The organism is Lactococcus sp. LG1074 (assembly GCF_017309525.1).
GTDB lineage: Bacteria > Bacillota > Bacilli > Lactobacillales > Streptococcaceae > Lactococcus > Lactococcus petauri.
Map to the genome: position 1 here is coordinate 146,852 of NZ_CP071293.1, position 17,592 is coordinate 164,443.

Annotated in this window: 27 protein-coding genes; all 27 read left to right on the forward strand. The window is 39.0% G+C overall.

Going from position 1 to position 17,592, the window contains the following annotated elements:
• Position 1 precedes the first annotated feature (1 nt).
• The 27 genes from rplC (at position 2) to J0J36_RS00850 (ending at position 17,545) form a co-directional block, all read left to right on the forward strand.
• Positions 2 to 625: a 50S ribosomal protein L3 gene (gene rplC / locus J0J36_RS00720; protein ID WP_003133737.1), complete on the forward strand. Its 624-nt coding sequence runs from the start codon at positions 2 to 4 to the stop codon at positions 623 to 625.
• Between the two features lie 22 nt (positions 626 to 647).
• Positions 648 to 1,274: a 50S ribosomal protein L4 gene (rplD, locus tag J0J36_RS00725; RefSeq protein ID WP_003133739.1), complete on the forward strand. Its 627-nt coding sequence runs from the start codon at positions 648 to 650 to the stop codon at positions 1,272 to 1,274.
• Positions 1,274 to 1,570 carry a 50S ribosomal protein L23 gene (locus tag J0J36_RS00730; RefSeq protein WP_003134519.1) on the forward strand — a complete coding sequence of 99 codons (297 nt, stop codon included), beginning with the start codon at positions 1,274 to 1,276 and terminating at the stop codon, positions 1,568 to 1,570. Before rplD ends, J0J36_RS00730 begins: the two co-directional genes overlap by 1 nt.
• A gap of 15 nt (positions 1,571 to 1,585) precedes the next feature.
• Positions 1,586 to 2,419: a 50S ribosomal protein L2 gene (gene rplB, locus J0J36_RS00735; protein WP_153924357.1), complete on the forward strand. Its 834-nt coding sequence runs from the start codon at positions 1,586 to 1,588 to the stop codon at positions 2,417 to 2,419.
• Positions 2,420 to 2,631: 212 nt separating this feature from the next.
• Positions 2,632 to 2,910 carry a 30S ribosomal protein S19 gene (rpsS, locus tag J0J36_RS00740; RefSeq protein ID WP_003133742.1) on the forward strand — a complete coding sequence of 93 codons (279 nt, stop codon included), beginning with the start codon at positions 2,632 to 2,634 and terminating at the stop codon, positions 2,908 to 2,910.
• A 15-nt stretch (positions 2,911 to 2,925) separates the two neighbouring features.
• Entirely contained in the window at positions 2,926 to 3,273 is a 348-nt protein-coding gene (rplV, locus tag J0J36_RS00745) for a 50S ribosomal protein L22 (RefSeq protein ID WP_003133743.1), read from the forward strand.
• Positions 3,274 to 3,285: 12 nt separating this feature from the next.
• Entirely contained in the window at positions 3,286 to 3,939 is a 654-nt protein-coding gene (gene rpsC / locus J0J36_RS00750; protein ID WP_003133744.1) for a 30S ribosomal protein S3, read from the forward strand.
• 3 nt (positions 3,940 to 3,942) lie between these two features.
• Positions 3,943 to 4,359, forward strand: a complete 417-nt coding sequence (rplP, locus tag J0J36_RS00755; protein WP_003133745.1) for a 50S ribosomal protein L16 — start codon at positions 3,943 to 3,945, stop codon at positions 4,357 to 4,359.
• Positions 4,356 to 4,565 (forward strand): 50S ribosomal protein L29, encoded by a 210-nt coding sequence (gene rpmC, locus J0J36_RS00760; protein ID WP_003133747.1) that lies wholly within the window; start codon positions 4,356 to 4,358, stop codon positions 4,563 to 4,565. Before rplP ends, rpmC begins: the two co-directional genes overlap by 4 nt.
• Positions 4,566 to 4,583: 18 nt before the next feature.
• Positions 4,584 to 4,844, forward strand: a complete 261-nt coding sequence (rpsQ, locus tag J0J36_RS00765) for a 30S ribosomal protein S17 (RefSeq protein ID WP_003133748.1) — start codon at positions 4,584 to 4,586, stop codon at positions 4,842 to 4,844.
• A 21-nt stretch (positions 4,845 to 4,865) separates the two neighbouring features.
• Complete coding sequence (gene rplN, locus J0J36_RS00770) at positions 4,866 to 5,234, forward strand: 50S ribosomal protein L14 (protein WP_003133749.1); 369 nt, start codon at positions 4,866 to 4,868, stop codon at positions 5,232 to 5,234.
• A 157-nt stretch (positions 5,235 to 5,391) separates the two neighbouring features.
• Positions 5,392 to 5,697, forward strand: a complete 306-nt coding sequence (gene rplX / locus J0J36_RS00775; RefSeq protein WP_003133750.1) for a 50S ribosomal protein L24 — start codon at positions 5,392 to 5,394, stop codon at positions 5,695 to 5,697.
• Between the two features lie 19 nt (positions 5,698 to 5,716).
• Positions 5,717 to 6,259 (forward strand): 50S ribosomal protein L5, encoded by a 543-nt coding sequence (rplE, locus tag J0J36_RS00780; protein WP_003133751.1) that lies wholly within the window; start codon positions 5,717 to 5,719, stop codon positions 6,257 to 6,259.
• Positions 6,260 to 6,278: 19 nt separating this feature from the next.
• The gene (locus J0J36_RS00785; protein WP_003129946.1) at positions 6,279 to 6,464 is read left to right on the forward strand and encodes a type Z 30S ribosomal protein S14; all 186 of its coding nucleotides are present in this window, start codon (positions 6,279 to 6,281) and stop codon (positions 6,462 to 6,464) included.
• A gap of 229 nt (positions 6,465 to 6,693) precedes the next feature.
• Positions 6,694 to 8,295: a Na/Pi cotransporter family protein gene (locus tag J0J36_RS00790; protein ID WP_153924360.1), complete on the forward strand. Its 1,602-nt coding sequence runs from the start codon at positions 6,694 to 6,696 to the stop codon at positions 8,293 to 8,295.
• Between the two features lie 358 nt (positions 8,296 to 8,653).
• Complete coding sequence (locus tag J0J36_RS00795) at positions 8,654 to 9,046, forward strand: ArsC/Spx/MgsR family protein (RefSeq protein WP_029346060.1); 393 nt, start codon at positions 8,654 to 8,656, stop codon at positions 9,044 to 9,046.
• A gap of 100 nt (positions 9,047 to 9,146) precedes the next feature.
• Positions 9,147 to 10,100: an L-lactate dehydrogenase gene (locus J0J36_RS00800; protein ID WP_019291434.1), complete on the forward strand. Its 954-nt coding sequence runs from the start codon at positions 9,147 to 9,149 to the stop codon at positions 10,098 to 10,100.
• Entirely contained in the window at positions 10,097 to 10,963 is an 867-nt protein-coding gene (gene rfbD, locus J0J36_RS00805) for a dTDP-4-dehydrorhamnose reductase (protein WP_153924363.1), read from the forward strand. The genes J0J36_RS00800 and rfbD overlap by 4 nt, the downstream gene beginning before the upstream one ends.
• 333 nt (positions 10,964 to 11,296) lie before the next feature.
• On the forward strand, positions 11,297 to 11,695 hold the full coding sequence (gene rpsH, locus J0J36_RS00810) for a 30S ribosomal protein S8 (protein WP_003133755.1): 399 nt from the start codon (positions 11,297 to 11,299) through the stop codon (positions 11,693 to 11,695).
• Positions 11,696 to 11,782: 87 nt separating this feature from the next.
• A complete protein-coding gene (gene rplF, locus J0J36_RS00815) occupies positions 11,783 to 12,319 on the forward strand; it encodes a 50S ribosomal protein L6 (protein WP_019291431.1) in 537 nt (178 codons plus the stop codon).
• Between the two features lie 142 nt (positions 12,320 to 12,461).
• The gene (rplR, locus tag J0J36_RS00820) at positions 12,462 to 12,809 is read left to right on the forward strand and encodes a 50S ribosomal protein L18 (protein WP_003133759.1); all 348 of its coding nucleotides are present in this window, start codon (positions 12,462 to 12,464) and stop codon (positions 12,807 to 12,809) included.
• 20 nt (positions 12,810 to 12,829) lie between these two features.
• Positions 12,830 to 13,324, forward strand: a complete 495-nt coding sequence (gene rpsE, locus J0J36_RS00825) for a 30S ribosomal protein S5 (protein WP_003133760.1) — start codon at positions 12,830 to 12,832, stop codon at positions 13,322 to 13,324.
• 10 nt (positions 13,325 to 13,334) lie between these two features.
• Complete coding sequence (gene rpmD, locus J0J36_RS00830; protein WP_003134512.1) at positions 13,335 to 13,517, forward strand: 50S ribosomal protein L30; 183 nt, start codon at positions 13,335 to 13,337, stop codon at positions 13,515 to 13,517.
• Positions 13,518 to 13,654: 137 nt separating this feature from the next.
• Complete coding sequence (locus J0J36_RS00835) at positions 13,655 to 14,704, forward strand: BMP family protein (RefSeq protein ID WP_003133762.1); 1,050 nt, start codon at positions 13,655 to 13,657, stop codon at positions 14,702 to 14,704.
• Between the two features lie 202 nt (positions 14,705 to 14,906).
• Entirely contained in the window at positions 14,907 to 15,359 is a 453-nt protein-coding gene (rplO, locus tag J0J36_RS00840; protein WP_003133763.1) for a 50S ribosomal protein L15, read from the forward strand.
• A 70-nt stretch (positions 15,360 to 15,429) separates the two neighbouring features.
• Entirely contained in the window at positions 15,430 to 16,746 is a 1,317-nt protein-coding gene (gene secY / locus J0J36_RS00845; protein WP_019291430.1) for a preprotein translocase subunit SecY, read from the forward strand.
• Positions 16,747 to 16,897: 151 nt separating this feature from the next.
• Positions 16,898 to 17,545 carry an adenylate kinase gene (locus J0J36_RS00850; protein ID WP_003133767.1) on the forward strand — a complete coding sequence of 216 codons (648 nt, stop codon included), beginning with the start codon at positions 16,898 to 16,900 and terminating at the stop codon, positions 17,543 to 17,545.
• Positions 17,546 to 17,592: the final 47 nt, after the last annotated feature.

Sequence of the window (17,592 nt, forward strand, 5' to 3'; positions counted from 1 at the left end):
CATGTCAAAAGGAATCTTAGGGAAAAAAGTGGGAATGACTCAAATCTTCACAGACAACGGTGAATTAATCCCCGTAACTGTGATCGAAGCAACTCCGAACGTTGTGCTTCAAACTAAAACTGTCGATACAGACGGTTATGAAGCTGTTCAAGTTGGTTTCGATGACAAACGTGAAGTTTTGTCTAACAAACCTGCCAAAGGTCATGTAGCTAAAGCTAACACAGCTCCTAAGCGCTTCATTCGTGAATTCAAAGGAATCGAAGGCTTAGAAGTTGGATCAGAAATTAAAGTTGATACTTTCGAAGCTGGAGATGTCGTTGATGTTACCGGTACTTCTAAAGGTAAAGGTTTCCAAGGACCAATCAAACGTTGGGGTCAATCACGCGGGCCAATGGCTCACGGTTCACGTTACCACCGTCGTCCTGGTTCAATGGGTCCTGTTGCGGCTAACAAAGTTCCTAAAGGTAAACGCCTTGCGGGACGTATGGGTAACAAAAAAGTTACTGTACAAAACCTTGTTATCGCACAAGTACTTCCAGAACAAAACGTTATCCTTGTAAAAGGTAACGTACCTGGATCTAAAAAATCATTGATCGTTATTAAATCAGCGATCAAATCTAAATAATAAGGAAAGGAGATAGATTATAATGGCAAAAGTATCATTATTTAAACAAGACGGCACACAAGCTGGTGAAGTAACACTTAACGATGCAGTGTTTGGTATCGAACCAAACGAAACTGTAGTATTTGATGTCGTTCTTTCACAACGTGCTAGCCTCCGTCAAGGTACACACGCTCATAAAAACCGTTCACTCGTATCTGGTGGCGGTAAAAAACCATGGCGTCAAAAAGGAACTGGACGTGCCCGTCAAGGTTCAATCCGCTCACCACAATTCCGTGGTGGTGGTACTGTCTTCGGTCCTAACCCACGTAGCTATGCTTACAAACTTCCACAAAAAGTACGTCAGTTGGCTCTTAAATCAGCTTACTCACAAAAAGTTATCGACAACACACTCTTGGCTGTTGACGAGTTGAACTTCTCAGCACCAAAAACTAGCGAATTCGCTAAAGTTCTTGAAGCTCTTTCAATCGAACGTAAAGTGCTTGTTGTTCTTCCTAACGAAGGTAACGAATTCGCAGAACTCTCTGCTCGTAACCTTAAAAACGTGAAAGTATCAACTGCTAGCTCAGTAAGCGTACTTGATCTTGTAAACACTGACAAAGTTCTTGCTACTCAAGCAGCTCTGTCTCAAATTGAGGAGGTTCTTGCATAATGTCTCTTTATGACGTAATCCGTAAACCAATTATTACAGAAGCTTCTATGCAAGCAATGGATCAAAAGAAATACACTTTTGAAGTAGATGCTCGCGCACACAAACTCCTTATCAAACAAGCTGTTGAAGCAGCATTTGAAGGTGTTCAAGTTGCATCTGTAAACACAATCAGCGTTAAGCCTAAAGCTAAACGTGTTGGTCGTTACACAGGTTTCAAACCTGGCTACAAAAAAGCAATTATCACTTTGACTGAAGGTTCAAAATCTATTGATATCTTCGGCGAAGACGCAGAATAATAGAGGAGGAAAATCGTGGGAATTAAAGTTTACAAACCTACCACAAACGGTCGTCGTAACATGACTGGTAGCGATTTTGCAGAAATCACTACAAGTACTCCTGAAAAGAGCTTGCTTGTAAGTTTTAGCAAAAACGCTGGTCGTAACAACCTTGGCCGCATTACAGTACGTCACCACGGTGGCGGACACAAACGTAAATACCGTTTGATCGACTTCAAACGTACAACTGATAACGTAAAAGCTAAAGTTGCTACAATCGAATACGATCCAAACCGTTCAGCTAATATTGCCCTTATCGTATACGAAAATGGTATCAAATCATACATTCTTGCACCTAAAGGTCTTGAAGTTGGTATGACAGTTGTATCTGGTCCTGAATCAGATATCAAAGTTGGTAACGCATTGCCACTTGCTAACATTCCAGTTGGTACTTTGATCCACAACATCGAGATGAAACCTGGTAAAGGTGGACAACTCGTACGTTCAGCTGGTACATCTGCACAAGTACTTGGTACAGAAGGTAAATATACACTCGTTCGTCTTCAATCAGGCGAAATGCGTATGATTCTTTCATCTTGTCGTGCTACAGTTGGTACAGTTGGTAACGAACAACACAACTTGATCAACTATGGTAAAGCGGGTCGTACACGTTGGCGTGGTATCCGTCCAACAGTTCGTGGTTCTGTAATGAACCCGAATGATCACCCACACGGTGGTGGTGAAGGTAAACAACCTGTTGGTCGTAAATCACCAATGACTCCATGGGGCAAACCAGCTCTTGGTCTCAAAACACGTAATAAAAACGCACGTTCTAACAAACTTATTGTTAAACGTATCAACGATAAATAATTTTGCAGCATAAGGCAAGCTTTACTTTTGTTAAAAAGTTAAGTTTGTATCTGTGCGTAAGATATTTTATTGAGATGCCTTCTCGGCGTCTTGCTAAAATTGATAAATCTTGTCAACTTTAGTAAGATGTCGAGAAGATATCTATATAAATCATCCGCCAACCTGGCCCTAGTAGCCAGCGTGGTATCAAATTTAAAGGAGAACTCAAAAACATGAGTCGTAGTCTTAAGAAGGGGCCTTTCGCTGACGAGCATTTGATGAAAAAAGTCGAAGCTCAAGAAAACGCCGAAAAGAAATCAGTGATCAAAACTTGGTCACGCCGTTCTACAATCTACCCTAACTTTGTAGGACTTACAATTGCTGTTTACGATGGTCGCAAACACGTTCCCGTTTATGTTCAAGAAGATATGGTTGGACACAAATTAGGTGAATTTGCACCAACTCGTACATACCGTGGTCACGCTGCTGACGACAAGAAAACTAGACGTTAATAGGAGGAGAACAAAATGGCAGAAATCACTTCAGCTAAAGCAACTGCAAAAACAGTTCGCGTTTCACCTCGTAAAACTCGTCTTGTTACAGACTTGATTCGTGGTAAACGTGTTGCGGATGCAATCGCAATCTTGAAATTCACACCGACTAAAGGTGCTGCAGAAGTTCTTAAAGTAATGAACTCAGCTATCGCTAATGCAGAAAATAACTTTGGTCTTGAAAAAGCTAACTTGGTAGTTAGCGAAACTTTCGTCAACGAAGGACCAACAATGAAACGTTTCCGTCCACGTGCGAAAGGTTCAGCTTCACCAATCAACAAACGTACTAGCCACATTACAGTAGTAGTGGCTGAGAAAGAATAAGGAGGTAAAATCGTGGGTCAAAAAATTCATCCAATTGGTATGCGTGTTGGCGTTATTCGCGACTGGGATGCCAAATGGTATGCTGAGAAAGAATATGCGGATTACCTTCACGAAGATTTGGCAATTCGCCAACTCGTTCAAACAAAACTTGCTGATGCTTCAGTTTCACTTATTGAAACTGAACGTGCTGTAAACAAAGTTATCGTTACTTTGCACACTGCAAAACCAGGTATGGTTATCGGTAAATCTGGTGCTAATGTTGATGCACTTCGTGCAGACCTCAACAAACTCACTGGTAAACAAGTTCACATCAACATCGTTGAGATCAAACGTCCTGACTTGGATGCTCACTTAGTTGGTGAAGGAATTGCTAAACAACTTGAAGCACGTATCGCTTTCCGTCGTGCTCAAAAACAAGCTATCCAACGTGCTATGCGTGCAGGAGCTAAAGGTATCAAAACTCAAGTATCTGGTCGTTTGAACGGTGCGGACATCGCCCGTGCAGAAGGATACTCTGAAGGTACAGTTCCACTCCACACATTGCGTGCGGATATCGACTATGCTTGGGAAGAAGCAGACACTACTTACGGTAAACTCGGCGTTAAAGTTTGGATCTACCGTGGTGAAGTTCTCCCAACTAAAAAATCTGTGAAAGGAGAAAATTAATCCATGTTAGTACCAAAACGTGTAAAACACCGTCGTGAATTCCGCGGTAAAATGCGTGGCGAAGCTAAAGGCGGTAAAGAAATCGCATTCGGTGAATTTGGTCTTCAAGCGACTACTTCTCACTGGATCACTAACCGTCAAATCGAAGCAGCCCGTATTGCTATGACTCGTTACATGAAACGTAACGGTCAAGTTTGGATTAAAATCTTCCCTCATAAATCTTACACAGCCAAAGCTATTGGTGTGCGTATGGGTTCAGGGAAAGGTGCTCCTGAAGGTTGGGTATCACCAGTTAAACGTGGTAAAATCATGTTTGAAATTGCTGGTGTAAGTGAAGAAGTAGCACGTGAAGCTTTGCGTCTTGCATCTCACAAACTTCCAGTCAAGACTAAATTTGTAAAACGAGGTGACGCAGAATGAAATTGAACGAAACAAAATCACTTCTCAAGGATCTCCGCGCTTTGTCAATCGACGAATTGGCTACACGCGAAGCTGAATTGAAAAAAGAATTGTTTGAACTTCGTTTCCAAGCTGCAGCTGGTCGTCTCGAAAACACAGCGAAACTTGACGAAGTGAAGAAAACAATTGCACGTGTTAAAACTGTGCAACGCGAATTGACTAAATAGATCGGGAGAAATACATAAATGGAACGTAATCAACGTAAAGTTTATCAAGGCCGCGTGGTTTCAGACAAAATGGATAAAACTATCACAGTTGTCGTAGAAACTAAACGTAACCACCCAGTCTATGGTAAACGCATTAACTACTCTAAAAAATACAAAGCTCATGACGAAAACAATACTGCCAAAACTGGTGATATCGTACGTATCATGGAAACTCGTCCTCTTTCAAAAGACAAACGTTTCCGCTTGATCGAAATCGTTGAAGAAGCTGTAATTATCTAAGCTAACTAGGAGGAAAAAAGCATGATTCAAACAGAAAGCCGTTTGAAAGTTGCAGATAACTCTGGTGCCAAAGAAATCTTGACTATCCGTGTACTCGGTGGTTCAAGCCGTAAATTCGCTGGTATTGGTGATGTTATCGTAGCTACAGTAAAATCAGCTGCCCCTGGTGGAGCTGTTAAAAAAGGTGAAGTTGTTAAAGCTGTTATCGTTCGTACTAAATCTGGTGCTAAACGTCCTGATGGATCTTACATCAAATTTGACGAAAATGCAGCAGTTATTATCCGTGACGATAAAACACCTAAAGGAACACGTATCTTTGGCCCAGTAGCTCGTGAACTTCGCGAAGCTGGTTACATGAAGATTGTTTCTTTGGCACCTGAGGTTCTCTAATATTTAGAGGATGTCGAAATAGCGGGAGAGTATCCCGCTATTGATGTCAAAATCAACAAAAGGAATTTTATTCCACATTTATAAATCCACTTCTATCATAGATAGAAATAGTCCCCTACATGTAGGGTGCCCAGAGGGCGTAAGAAAGGAATATCAAATGTTTGTAAAAACTGGAGATACTGTAAAAGTTATCGCAGGTAAAGACCGCGGTACAACAGGTAAAGTGATTAAAGCTTTGCCAAAAATGAACAAAGTCATCGTTGAAGGTGTTGCTATCATGAAGAAACACCAAAAACCAGACGCTGTTAATCCAAACGGCGCTATCCTTGAAATCGAAGCACCTATCCACGTTTCTAACGTACAAGTGCTCGACAAAAACGGTGTAGCTGGTCGTGTTGGTTATAAAGAAGTTGACGGCAAAAAAGTTCGTTTCAACAAAAAATCAGGCGAAGTCCTAGACTAAGACGGGAAGGAGAAAGAATATGACTAATCGTTTAAAAGAAAAATACTCTAACGAAGTAGTACCAGCATTGACTGAAAAATTCGGTTACACTTCAATTATGGCAGTGCCAAAAGTTGAAAAAATCGTGCTTAACATGGGTGTTGGGGATGCAGTAAGCAACTCTAAAAACCTTGACAAAGCCGTTGCTGAATTGGCTTTGATCTCTGGTCAAAAACCGTTGATTACTAAAGCTAAAAAATCAATCGCGGCTTTCCGTCTTCGTGAAGGTCAAGCTATCGGTGCGAAAGTAACTCTTCGTGGCGAACGCATGTACGAATTTTTGGATAAACTCGTAACTGTTTCTCTTCCACGTGTACGTGACTTCCACGGTGTATCAAACAAAGCGTTTGATGGACGCGGAAACTACACACTTGGTGTGAAAGAACAATTGATCTTCCCAGAAATCTCATACGATGATGTTGATAAAGTACGTGGTTTGGATGTTGTTATCGTAACAACTGCGAACACTGACGAAGAATCACATGAATTGCTTGCTAAACTTGGCATGCCGTTTGCTAAATAATAGGATAGGAGAATAACTAATGGCTAAGAAATCTATGGTTGTTAAAAACCAACGCCCTGCAAAATTCTCAACGCAAGCCTACACTCGTTGCGAACGCTGCGGACGCCCACATTCAGTTTACCGCAAATTTAAACTTTGCCGTATCTGTCTTCGTGAGTTGGCTTACAAAGGTCAACTTCCAGGCGTTAAGAAAGCATCTTGGTAATTTGAAATTGATATAAAAAGGGCATTTCAGAAGCTTAGCTTATTGCCCATGCAATCTCCACGGGGGATTGTGGTTCTAACAGAAAAAAACACTTTCTCATTTGAGGAAGTGTTTTTGTTTTCAAAAACGTTTTTGTTACAATATTATTTCTTAATGAAATTAAAATAAGATATACTTAAATATAAGTGAAAAATAAATAAAAACATGAATGCAATCTGGAGATTTTGTGATGACCATCTACGACATTTTTTTCTTATTAGGCGGTTTGGGCCTTTTCTTATACGGTATGAGCTTGATGAGTGATGGTTTAAGCTTGATTGCCGGTTCTCAACTGAAAAAGATCTTACAGCGTTTGACACGTAATAAATGGTTCGGCGCTTTTTTAGGTTTTATCATCACCGCGGTCATTCAGAGTTCTACAGCGACAACAGTTATGGTTTTAGGATTTATTGATTCGTCATTGATGAATTTGAGCCAGGCTGCAGGAATTATTATGGGGGCCAATGCTGGAACGACCATAACAGGCATTTTATTTACATTTAATATTCAAGACATTGTTCCCTTTGTCATTTTTATAGGCACGATTGCCACGCTGTTTATGAAACGTAAGGCTTTCAATCACATGGGAATGATCTTGCTAGGGTTTGGACTCTTATTTTTAGGGCTAAATCTGATGAGTGTATCCATGGTTCCTTTAAGAGAAGCACCTCTCATGGCGGAACTGTTTACTCATACGCAAATGCCTCTTGTAGGTTTATTGGTTGGTTTTGCTGTTACTGCTTTAATTCAAAGTTCAACTGCTTCAGTAGGTATTTTGCTGACGATGGTTGCCGCAGGTATTGTGGTGGATTTACATCAAGCTATATTTATTCTGTATGGGTTTAATGTGGGGACTGTTGTGACCACTCTTCTTGCATCAATCCGTGGAAATAAAATAGCCAAGCAGGCTGCGATGGTCCATGTCTGGTTTAATATTATTGGAGCGCTCATCCTCACAGCTTTGACTATTTTACCTTTCGGCTTTGTCAGCCTCATTCAGAATACTTCTGAAAGTATTGCCCTGCAACTAGTTTATGCTCATATTATTTTTAATGTTGCAACACTTTTTATTTTGTTACCACTTTCGAAATTTATTATTCAGTTGGCGGAAAAGTGTGTTAAAAATGCACCAGATGATACAGCGCACCTGAAACTAAAATTTATTGATCGAAGGTTACTCCGCACACCAGAGATTGAAGTTGAGCAGATCCTTAAAGAAATTCAAAGAACATTTGAACTTGTGCAAGAGGATTTTACCGAAGGAGTGAATATTCAACGTGGAGAAAAAAATAGCACGAGTCTTATGAATGAAACTTTGATTAACTACTTGGTACAGGAGGTTAATCGGGCACTTGTCAATCTTAATACAGTTGAGTTAAAGGATAAATATGCTATTTCTGTCGGAAGGGCATATAAAACTATAAATTATTTGGCCCAGATTGAGGCATATACCAAAGATATCGTATTGACACTGAATGTTTACGATTACTCGGAGGAGGAAGAGGACAAGGAAAAAAATGAATTGGCCATTAAGCTAGTCATGGAGTCTATCGTACCATTAATAGAGAGGATGCTAGATCAAGTTTTTACATTCCTTAAAGATAAACAACATCAGGAAGAAGAAACAATACTGGATGAGATTAAAAAGTTAGAGCGAGAAATTCTTAATCTTACTCAAGTCAATAGAGATTTACTACGATCAGACTTTGAAGATATTCGAATTCTTAACAATTTACGAAAAATAAGTACAGATATCCTCCATATCGCAGAAGTATTGAATTATAAAGTGTAAAAAAAGCAGTACGAAAAGTACTGCTTTAAAATCAAGTTTTTAACAGATTGAAAAGAGAATTGTAATTGTTTTTTGTCATAAATTTTTTGAGTAAAGGGCCTCTAAGGACCAAAGAACTTTTCAAGGTGTCTTCAACATGATTGAGTGATTAACTACGGTCTTAGTATACTATAAAGTTAAGGATAGGTAAAATGAATCTTTTTGATAGTTATAATTATATATATTAATTAATTAATTGAAGTTTTGATTACATTTAATAATTCTTTGTATTAAATAGATTTATTTTACAAATTAAAAAGAAAGCTCTACAATGTTTATAGAAAAAGCACAGACATTATAAAGGAGAAAAAATGATTATATCTACTATCGCAACTCTTGTTTATCCAGTAGAAAGGCGATAAATTGGCTGAATGAACATCATATTCCTTATCGAAAATGTACGATAGATTGTGTGAGCTGTGAAGACTTGTCATATATGCTTCGACTAACTGAAAATGGTATTGATGAAATTGTGAAGTCGACGAAGCGTTGCACAGAGGATTTGCACCGAAAAATTCTTCAGATCCAACAGATGCATTTTAATGAGGCAGTCGTTTATCTCAGCGAAAATGTTGAGGTGTTACAGACACCTTTGATTGTTGATCATAATAAATTTTTAGTGGGCTATCATTCTGAAAACATTCGGCAGTTTGCTCCACGCTATTATCGGATGAGCAGTATTTTTCTACATCAGTATAAACGCCAAATTTAATTAAATAAATTAATATCTATCATTAAATTAATTCATTTTACAAATATCTAATTATGGCTTAATATAGAGATAGAGAAATAATACAGAAGGAAGTGTAAATATGCAAGTAACAAATAGAAAAGTAGTCGTTGTTGGAACAGGATTTGTCGGAACAAGCATTGCTTATTCGATGATTAATCAAGGAATTGTTAATGACCTTGTGCTGATTGATGTGAATCAGGAAAAAGCTGAGGGGGAAGCTTTGGACCTCCTTGACGGAATTGCTTGGGGTCAAGAAAATGTAAATGTCAAATCTGGTGGTTATGAAGAATGTAAAGATGCAAACGTAGTTGTCATTACAGCAGGGATTAATCAAAAACCAGGACAAACACGGTTAGAACTTGTAGATACAAATGCTAAAATAATGAAATCTATTGTGGATGAGGTAATGAAGTCTGGTTTTGATGGCGTCTTTGTTATTGCTTCTAACCCAGTAGATGTTCTGACTTACTGTGCTTGGAAAGCTTCAGGTCTACCAGCTTCTAGGGTTGTTGGAACAGGAACAACCTTAGATACGACACGTTTTCGTAAAGAACTCGCGACAAAACTTGAGATGGATCCTCGAAGTATCCACGGTTATATTATTGGTGAACATGGGGATTCAGAAGTTGCGGTATGGTCGCATACGACGGTTGGTGGTAAACCAATTCTTGAATTTATCGTGCAAAACAATCGCTTAGAAGTTGGCGATTTACAAACTTTATCAGACAAGGTAAAAAATGCCGCTTATGAAATTATTGACCGTAAAAAGGCGACTTATTATGGTATCGGAATGAGTACAGCTAGGATAGTAAAAGCTATTCTAAATAATGAACAAGCAGTTCTTCCTGTTTCATCATACCTAGAAGGTCAATATGGTGAAGAAGGTATCTTCACTGGTGTGCCATCTGTCGTAAACCAAACTGGCGTAAGAGAAATTATCGAATTAAATATTGATGCGTACGAACGTAAAGCTTTTAAAAACTCCGTTAAACAGTTGCGTGAAGTGATTCAGTCACTAGAAAGTCAAGAATGAATCTGATTATAGGAAAAAATGGTTTGTTGGGACGGGAACTTTGCTTACGGTTTGATAGAGAAAAAATTCCTTATCTGGCTACGGGGTCACACGAGCTAGATATCACCGATAAAGTTGCAGTCGATGCGTATTTTTCTCGTCATAAACCACAAATTATTTATCTTTGTGCAGGCTATACTGCAGTCGAAAAAGCAGAACAAGAAGAACGACATTTAGCCGAGCAGGTCAATGCTGTTGGTACCGAAAATATTGCACAAGCAGCTGAGAATGTGGGAGCATTATTACTTTATGTCTCTACTGATTATGTCTTCAGCGGCAACTTAGAGCTTGGGAAAGAATGGGAAGTAGACGATGTTCCACACCCACAAACCCACTATGGTTATACACAACTATTGGGTGAAAATGCTGTGCAGAAAAATACTACCAAACATTATATTATTCGTACAAGCTGGCTTTTTGGATGCTACGGTAATAATTTTGTCTCCACTATGAAAAATAAAGCCAAGAATAAAGATGATCAAGTAATTATGGTGGTCAATGATCAATTTGGTTGCCCAACTTGGACTAGAACATTAGCTGATTTTATGATTTACTTGGTGCAGCATAAACCAAAATATGGTATTTATCATCTGTCCAACGCAAAAGTTGAAGTCGAAAATATTTCTTGGTTTAAATTTGCAAAATATATTTTGCGCCAAGAAGAAGTCAAGCTTTTACCCCTTGCTACAGTAGAGCTTGCATCAAATGTGAAACGCTCTTACAATTCCACATTGAGTATAAAGAAAACAGAAGCTATTGGTTTTTCAGTGCCAACCTGGCAAGAAGCTTTAAATACTATGCAGAGGTTAGAAAATGGAGAATAGATGATGGAAATTCTTATTATTTGTATCTTATTAAGTTTCCTTGTCTTTAAAATATTTTCTTTTTCCAAAACCTCGGTTCTTCAGGAAAAAACGGAAGAGAGAGAAGAATAACTCTTTAGTCGAGATATCTTTATTAATGAGAAAACACAGCGTATATTTTAGAAGCTGTGTTTTTTATCTTTCAAAAATTAAATGGAGGAAGAAACACCCGAGCCTATTGACACGAGAGAAATAATTTGATAAACTATATAAGTTCGGTCTTTTTAAAAAGACCTCATTAATTTGAAAGTGGGATTGAACAAACCCAAACTACAAATAAGGAGAAATTACATTATGGTAATGACAGACCCAATTGCAGACTTCCTCACACGTATCCGTAACGGAAACATGCGTCGTTTCGAAGTTGTTGAAGCACCTGCTTCAAAAATCAAACGTGAAATCGCAGAAATCCTCAAAGCTGAAGGTTATGTGAAAGACGTTGAGTACGTTGAAGATAACAAACAAGGTGTTATCCGTGTATTCTTGAAATACGGAAAAAACAACGAAAAAGTTATCACTAACTTGAAACGTATCTCTAAACCAGGTCTCCGTGTTTACGTTAAATCTGACGAAGTACCACGCGTACTTAACGGACTTGGTACAGCAATCATCTCAACTTCTGAAGGCGTTGTAACTGACAAAGCTGCACGTTCTAAGAACATCGGTGGTGAAGTTCTTGCTTACATCTGGTAATCTTTTACCCGTAAGCTGAAAGTATTATAATTGTGAAAACAGGTAGTAGAAATACTCTTGATAATTTAACAGAAAAGGTAAAAAAACATGTCACGTATTGGTAATAAAGTCGTTGTTTTGCCAGCTGGTGTAACAGTTGAACAAAATGGCGCAACAGTAACAGTTAAAGGCCCTAAAGGCGAATTGACTCGTACATTTGCAGAAGCAATCACAATGGAAATCAATGGTTCTGAAGTAACATTCAAACGTCCAGATGATTCTAAAGAAATGAAAACTATCCACGGAACAACTCGTGCAAACTTCAACAACATGGTTGTTGGTGTTAGCGAAGGTTTCCGTAAAGAACTCGAAATGATCGGGGTTGGTTACCGTGCACAACTTCAAGGTTCAAAACTTGTATTGGCTGTTGGTAAATCTCACCCAGACGAAATCGAAGCTCCAGCAGGAATCACTTTCGAAGTTCCAGATGCTACACACATCAACGTTTCAGGTTCAGATAAAGAAGTTGTTGGTCAAACAGCTGCTTACATCCGTAGCCGTCGTTCACCAGAACCTTATAAAGGTAAAGGTATTCGTTACGTTGGCGAATTCGTACGTCGTAAAGAAGGTAAAACTGGTAAATAATCTCTTTGAGATTATGATCCGTCATTTGGTGAATGTAAGTTTGCCAAAATTCTGTACAGACAGAAACTTCCCGCTTGCATTTTTTGCAAGAAAATCGATGGCAGAAACTATCGAAATATAAAATATTTAAAGAGGTAGAATTGTGATTTCTAAACCAGATAAAAACAAACTCCGTCAAAAACGCCACATTCGCGTTCGCGGAAAAATCTCAGGTACTGCTGAGACTCCACGTTTGAACGTTTTCCGTTCAAACACAAACATCTATGCACAAGTTATTGATGACGAAGCAGCTGTAACACTTGCATCTGCATCATCACTCAAATTGACTGGTACTAAAACAGAACAAGCTGCTGAAGTTGGTAAACTTGTTGCTGAAGCTGCTAAAGCTAAAGGCATCGAAGCAGTTGTATTTGACCGCGGTGGTTATCTCTATCACGGACGTATCCAAGCACTTGCAGAAGCTGCACGTGAAGCTGGATTGAAATTCTAAGGAAAGGGGTAATCATTAAAATGGCTAGAAACGAAGAAGTTAAAGAATTCGAAGAACGCGTTGTTGGAATCAACCGCGTTACTAAAGTTGTTAAAGGTGGACGTCGTCTCCGCTTTGCTGCACTTGTTGTAGTTGGTGACCGTAACGGTCGCGTAGGTTTCGGTACTGGTAAAGCTCAAGAAGTTCCAGAAGCAATCCGTAAAGCTATCGAAGCAGCTAAGAAAAACATCGTGACAGTTCCTATGGTAGGAACTACTGTACCTCACGAAGTACTTGGTGTATTCGGCGGTGGTAAAATCCTTATCAAACCAGCTGTAGAAGGTTCTGGAGTTGCCGCAGGTGGTGCCGTTCGTGCCGTCCTCGAACTCGCAGGTGTTGCTGACGTAACATCTAAATCATTAGGTTCAAACACAGCAATCAACGTTGTTCGCGCAACAGTTGAAGGTTTGCAACAATTGAAACGCGCTGAAGAAGTTGCGGAACTCCGCGGCAAATCAGTAAGCGATTTGGCATAAGGAGGATATCATGGCTCAAATCAAAATTACATTGGTAAAATCACCAATCGGCCGTATCCCTGCACAACGTAAAACTGTTGTTGCACTTGGCCTTGGTAAACTTGGTTCATCAGTTGTGAAAGAAGACAATGCAGCACTTCGCGGCATGGCTAACTCAATTTCACACTTGGTAACAATTGAAGAAGTTAAATAGTAATTAAAAAAGTTCAGATTATCTGGACTTTTTTTCTGAGGAAATTGTAAAAATTTTCAAGATGTCGAATTAAATAAGTAAAAATGTACATTAAATTTTAAGGTATAATTGTTTTTAAATGTGAAAGGAAGAGAAGAATGAACAAACGAATTTTTGCACTTGCGACAGTAGCACTTGCATCAGTAATTGTACTTGCAGGTTGCGGAGGACGCAATACAGAAAGATCGCAAGGAAAAACAGACCTTAATGCAGCCTTAGTTTTAGGTAATGATGGGGTTGATGATCGCTCATTTAACCAATCAGCTTGGGAAGGTCTTCAAGCTTGGGGTAAAGATAACGGGCTTTCAAAAGGAAAGGGAATTAACTACTTCCAATCTAACTCTCCAGCTGAATTCACTTCAAACTTTAATTCGGCCGTTTCAGGTGGTTATGATCTTGTGTTCAGCATTGGCTTTGTTTTGCACGAAGCAACTTCTCAAGCCGCACAAAACAATCCTGATACAAAATTTGCTGTTATCGATTCGGTCATCGAAGGTAAAGACAATGTGGTCTCTGCAACTTTTGCGGATCAACAGTCAGCTTACCTTGCAGGTGTAGCAGCAGCAAAAACAAGTAAAACAAATCATGTTGGTTTCATCGGTGGGATCAAGTCAGATGTTCTTGCCGCTTTTGAAACAGGCTTTACAGCGGGTGCCAAATCAGTATCACCAGATATCAAAGTTGATGTACAATATGCGCAGTCCTTCACAGATGCCGGCAAAGGTAAAACAATGGCTTCAGCAATGTACGCTAGTGGTGCAGATGTGATTTATCAAGCAGCAGGTAGTGTCGGAACAGGTTTGTTCACAGAAGCTAAGAATTTGAATGAAACAAGAAAAGAAGAAGATAAAGTATGGGTTGTTGGTGTTGACCAGGACCAAGAATATTTAGGTGGGTATACATCAAAAGATGGAAAAAAATCAAACTTTGTCCTTGTTTCAACAGTTAAAGAAGTTGGAAATGCAGTTAAAGATATTGCCAATAGAACAGAAAAAGGGAAATTCCCTGGTGGTGAAAACCTCAAGTATGATCTTTCTAACGGCGGTGTAACACTTGCTCGAGATAATGCTTCAGATGAAGCTTGGAAAGCAGTTGAAGCAGCAAAAGCTGATATTGTTTCAGGAAAAATTGAAGTTCCAGCAAAATAAACTAAAAAAGGGTATGAAAGACATACTCTTTTTTTCTGTTTTAAAAAAAGAAAAGACTATGGAATGATTTGCTTTTTCAGAGTAAATTTAGTAAAATGGAAAAGGTTTAAAAGCCAAAAATTAGAAAAGTACAGGCGAGTTGAACTCCATCCTTCCTTAGAGTGGAGCGAGGCGGCAGCATTGTACAAAATAAGGAGAAAACATGAAACTTCATGAAATGAAAGCTGCTGAAGGCAGCCGTAAAGTTCGCAACCGTGTAGGTCGTGGTACTTCATCTGGTAACGGTAAAACATCTGGTCGTGGACAAAAAGGTCAAAAATCACGTTCAGGTGGTGGCGTACGTCCTGGTTTTGAAGGTGGACAAACAGAATTGTTCCGTCGTCTTCCAAAACGCGGATTTACTAACGTAAACCGTAAAGAATACGCAATCGTAAACCTTGACACTTTGAACCGTCTTGGTGATGGTGCTGAAGTTACAGCTGAAACTCTTGTAGCTGCTAAAATCATCAAAGATGTTAAATCTGGTATCAAAGTTCTTGCTAACGGCGAATTGACAGTTAAAAACCTTAAGGTTAACGTTGCTAAAGCATCTTCTGCTGCGAAAGCTGCTATTGAAGCTGCTGGTGGTTCTGTAGAACTTCTTGAAGCAAAATAATTCAATTGGCGGTTGATTTTCAACCGCTTATTTTATAGGGTTAATATTTAAGAAAGTTTAGAGGGAAATTATGTTTTTCAAAACTCTAAAGGAAGCTTTCAAAATAAAAGATGTAAGAGCACGGATTATCTTCACCATCTTTATTCTGTTTGTCTTTCGATTAGGTGCGCATATCACAGTACCGGGGATCAATGTTGAAAACTTGAATGCCCTGAGTGATTTACCGTTCTTGAACATGATGAACTTGGTGTCTGGTAATGCCATGCAAAACTATTCATTGTTTGCTATGGGGGTGTCACCTTATATCACAGCATCAATTATCGTTCAACTTTTACAAATGGATATTTTGCCGAAGTTTGTAGAATGGTCAAAACAAGGGGAAATAGGGCGTCGTAAGCTTAATCAAGCGACACGCTATATTACTTTAGTTTTGGCTATGGCTCAATCTATCGGTATCACTGCAGGTTTCCAAGCTATGAGCTCGGCAAATATCGTACAAAATCCTAACTGGCAAACTTACCTAATGATTGGTGTCATTTTGACAACAGGATCAATGGTTGTTACATGGATGGGTGAACAAATCAATGAAAAAGGGTTTGGTTCTGGTATTTCTGTTATTATCTTTGCGGGTATCGTTTCAGGTATTCCAAGCGCCATTCACGAAGTTTATACAGAGTGGTTTGTAAATGTTCGTCCGAGTCAAATTCCAATGTCGTGGGTAATGGTCGCTATTCTGGTTGTTGCTTCAGCATTGATTATTTACTTCACAACATTTGTACAACAAGCAGAACGTAAAGTTCCGATTCAATACACTAAGTTGACACAAGGGGCGCCTACAAGTTCATACTTGCCACTTCGTGTTAACCCAGCAGGCGTTATTCCAGTAATCTTTGCAGGTTCTATCACAACTGCTCCAGCAACGATTTTACAGTTCTTACAACGCGCTCAAGGTAACAATGTTGGCTGGCTGAATAGCTTACAATCAGCCCTTTCTTATAATACATGGACTGGGATGTTACTTTATGGCTTATTGATTGTTCTCTTTACCTTCTTCTACTCATTTGTACAAGTTAATCCAGAAAAGATGGCAGAAAATCTGCAAAAACAAGGTTCATATATCCCATCTGTTCGTCCAGGTAAAGGGACTGAAAAATATGTTTCAGGCTTACTTATGCGTCTGGCAACAGTCGGGGCACTTTTCCTTGGCTTTATTTCGATTCTTCCAATCGTTGCCCAAAATATTTGGGGATTGCCAAAAATCGTTGCCTTGGGAGGAACATCGCTCTTGATCTTGATTCAGGTTGCTATTCAAGCTGTTAAACAACTTGAAGGTTATCTCTACAAGAAAAACTACAAAGGATTTATGGATAATCCAATTGAAAGCTAAAAAAATCTTGCTTCGGCAAGGTTTTTCTTTATTTATCGTAAGAAATGCGGTAAAATATTAAGGTATAATTTATATTATGTTGTCTGTAAACTCATAAGCAAGAGTTGCAGCATCTATAGTAAAACTTGTAAGAAGAAAACGGGAGAAAACAATGAACTTGTTAATCATGGGCTTGCCAGGCGCAGGTAAAGGTACACAGGCAGAATTTATCGTTAAAAATTACGGCGTGAATCACATCTCTACAGGAGATATGTTCCGTGCAGCGATGAAAAATGAAACTGAGATGGGCAAACTTGCTAAATCTTATATCGACAAAGGAGCATTGGTTCCAGATGAAGTAACAAACGGTATCGTCAAAGAACGTTTGGCACAAGATGACATCAAAGCTTCAGGATTCTTGCTTGATGGTTATCCACGTACATTTGACCAAGCAGAAGCTTTGGACAAAATGTTGGTAGAACTTGGCATTAAACTTGATGCAGTCATCAACATCGAAGTAAACCCAGATATCTTGGTCGAACGCTTAAGTGGACGTTATATCTGCCGTACATGTGGCGCAACATATCACAAACTCTTCAAACCTACAAAAGTTGAAGGAACATGTGATGTATGTGGAGGACATGACCTTTATCAACGTGCCGATGATGTTCCAGAAACAGTTAAAAATCGCCTAGAAGTAAACATCAAGGAATCAGCACCAATCTTGAAACACTATACAGAACTGGGTTTAGTTAAATCAATCGATGGCGGACAAGCTATGGAGAAAGTAACCGAAGATATTCAAGCTGTTCTTGGCTAAAATAGAACAAAAAAAACACTGAACATTATTTCAGTGTTTTTTGTTTG

Excerpts from the sequence above, each read along its gene's own strand:
- rplE (WP_003133751.1), top strand. The coding sequence starts at position 5,717 with ATGACTAATCGTTTAAAAGAAAAATACTCTAACGAAGTAGTACCAGCA.
- rplC (WP_003133737.1), top strand. The coding sequence starts at position 2 with ATGTCAAAAGGAATCTTAGGGAAAAAAGTGGGAATGACTCAAATCTTC.
- rplN (WP_003133749.1), top strand. The coding sequence starts at position 4,866 with ATGATTCAAACAGAAAGCCGTTTGAAAGTTGCAGATAACTCTGGTGCC.
- J0J36_RS00835 (WP_003133762.1), top strand. The coding sequence starts at position 13,655 with ATGAACAAACGAATTTTTGCACTTGCGACAGTAGCACTTGCATCAGTA.
- rplO (WP_003133763.1), top strand. The coding sequence starts at position 14,907 with ATGAAACTTCATGAAATGAAAGCTGCTGAAGGCAGCCGTAAAGTTCGC.
- rpsS (WP_003133742.1), top strand. The coding sequence starts at position 2,632 with ATGAGTCGTAGTCTTAAGAAGGGGCCTTTCGCTGACGAGCATTTGATG.
- rpsE (WP_003133760.1), top strand. The coding sequence starts at position 12,830 with ATGGCTAGAAACGAAGAAGTTAAAGAATTCGAAGAACGCGTTGTTGGA.
- rpmC (WP_003133747.1), top strand. The coding sequence starts at position 4,356 with ATGAAATTGAACGAAACAAAATCACTTCTCAAGGATCTCCGCGCTTTG.
- rplP (WP_003133745.1), top strand. The coding sequence starts at position 3,943 with ATGTTAGTACCAAAACGTGTAAAACACCGTCGTGAATTCCGCGGTAAA.
- rpmD (WP_003134512.1), top strand. The coding sequence starts at position 13,335 with ATGGCTCAAATCAAAATTACATTGGTAAAATCACCAATCGGCCGTATC.
- rfbD (WP_153924363.1), top strand. The coding sequence starts at position 10,097 with ATGAATCTGATTATAGGAAAAAATGGTTTGTTGGGACGGGAACTTTGC.
- J0J36_RS00800 (WP_019291434.1), top strand. The coding sequence starts at position 9,147 with ATGCAAGTAACAAATAGAAAAGTAGTCGTTGTTGGAACAGGATTTGTC.
- J0J36_RS00790 (WP_153924360.1), top strand. The coding sequence starts at position 6,694 with ATGACCATCTACGACATTTTTTTCTTATTAGGCGGTTTGGGCCTTTTC.
- J0J36_RS00850 (WP_003133767.1), top strand. The coding sequence starts at position 16,898 with ATGAACTTGTTAATCATGGGCTTGCCAGGCGCAGGTAAAGGTACACAG.
- rplV (WP_003133743.1), top strand. The coding sequence starts at position 2,926 with ATGGCAGAAATCACTTCAGCTAAAGCAACTGCAAAAACAGTTCGCGTT.
- secY (WP_019291430.1), top strand. The coding sequence starts at position 15,430 with ATGTTTTTCAAAACTCTAAAGGAAGCTTTCAAAATAAAAGATGTAAGA.
- rpsH (WP_003133755.1), top strand. The coding sequence starts at position 11,297 with ATGGTAATGACAGACCCAATTGCAGACTTCCTCACACGTATCCGTAAC.
- rplX (WP_003133750.1), top strand. The coding sequence starts at position 5,392 with ATGTTTGTAAAAACTGGAGATACTGTAAAAGTTATCGCAGGTAAAGAC.
- rpsQ (WP_003133748.1), top strand. The coding sequence starts at position 4,584 with ATGGAACGTAATCAACGTAAAGTTTATCAAGGCCGCGTGGTTTCAGAC.
- J0J36_RS00730 (WP_003134519.1), top strand. The coding sequence starts at position 1,274 with ATGTCTCTTTATGACGTAATCCGTAAACCAATTATTACAGAAGCTTCT.
- rplD (WP_003133739.1), top strand. The coding sequence starts at position 648 with ATGGCAAAAGTATCATTATTTAAACAAGACGGCACACAAGCTGGTGAA.
- rplF (WP_019291431.1), top strand. The coding sequence starts at position 11,783 with ATGTCACGTATTGGTAATAAAGTCGTTGTTTTGCCAGCTGGTGTAACA.
- J0J36_RS00785 (WP_003129946.1), top strand. The coding sequence starts at position 6,279 with ATGGCTAAGAAATCTATGGTTGTTAAAAACCAACGCCCTGCAAAATTC.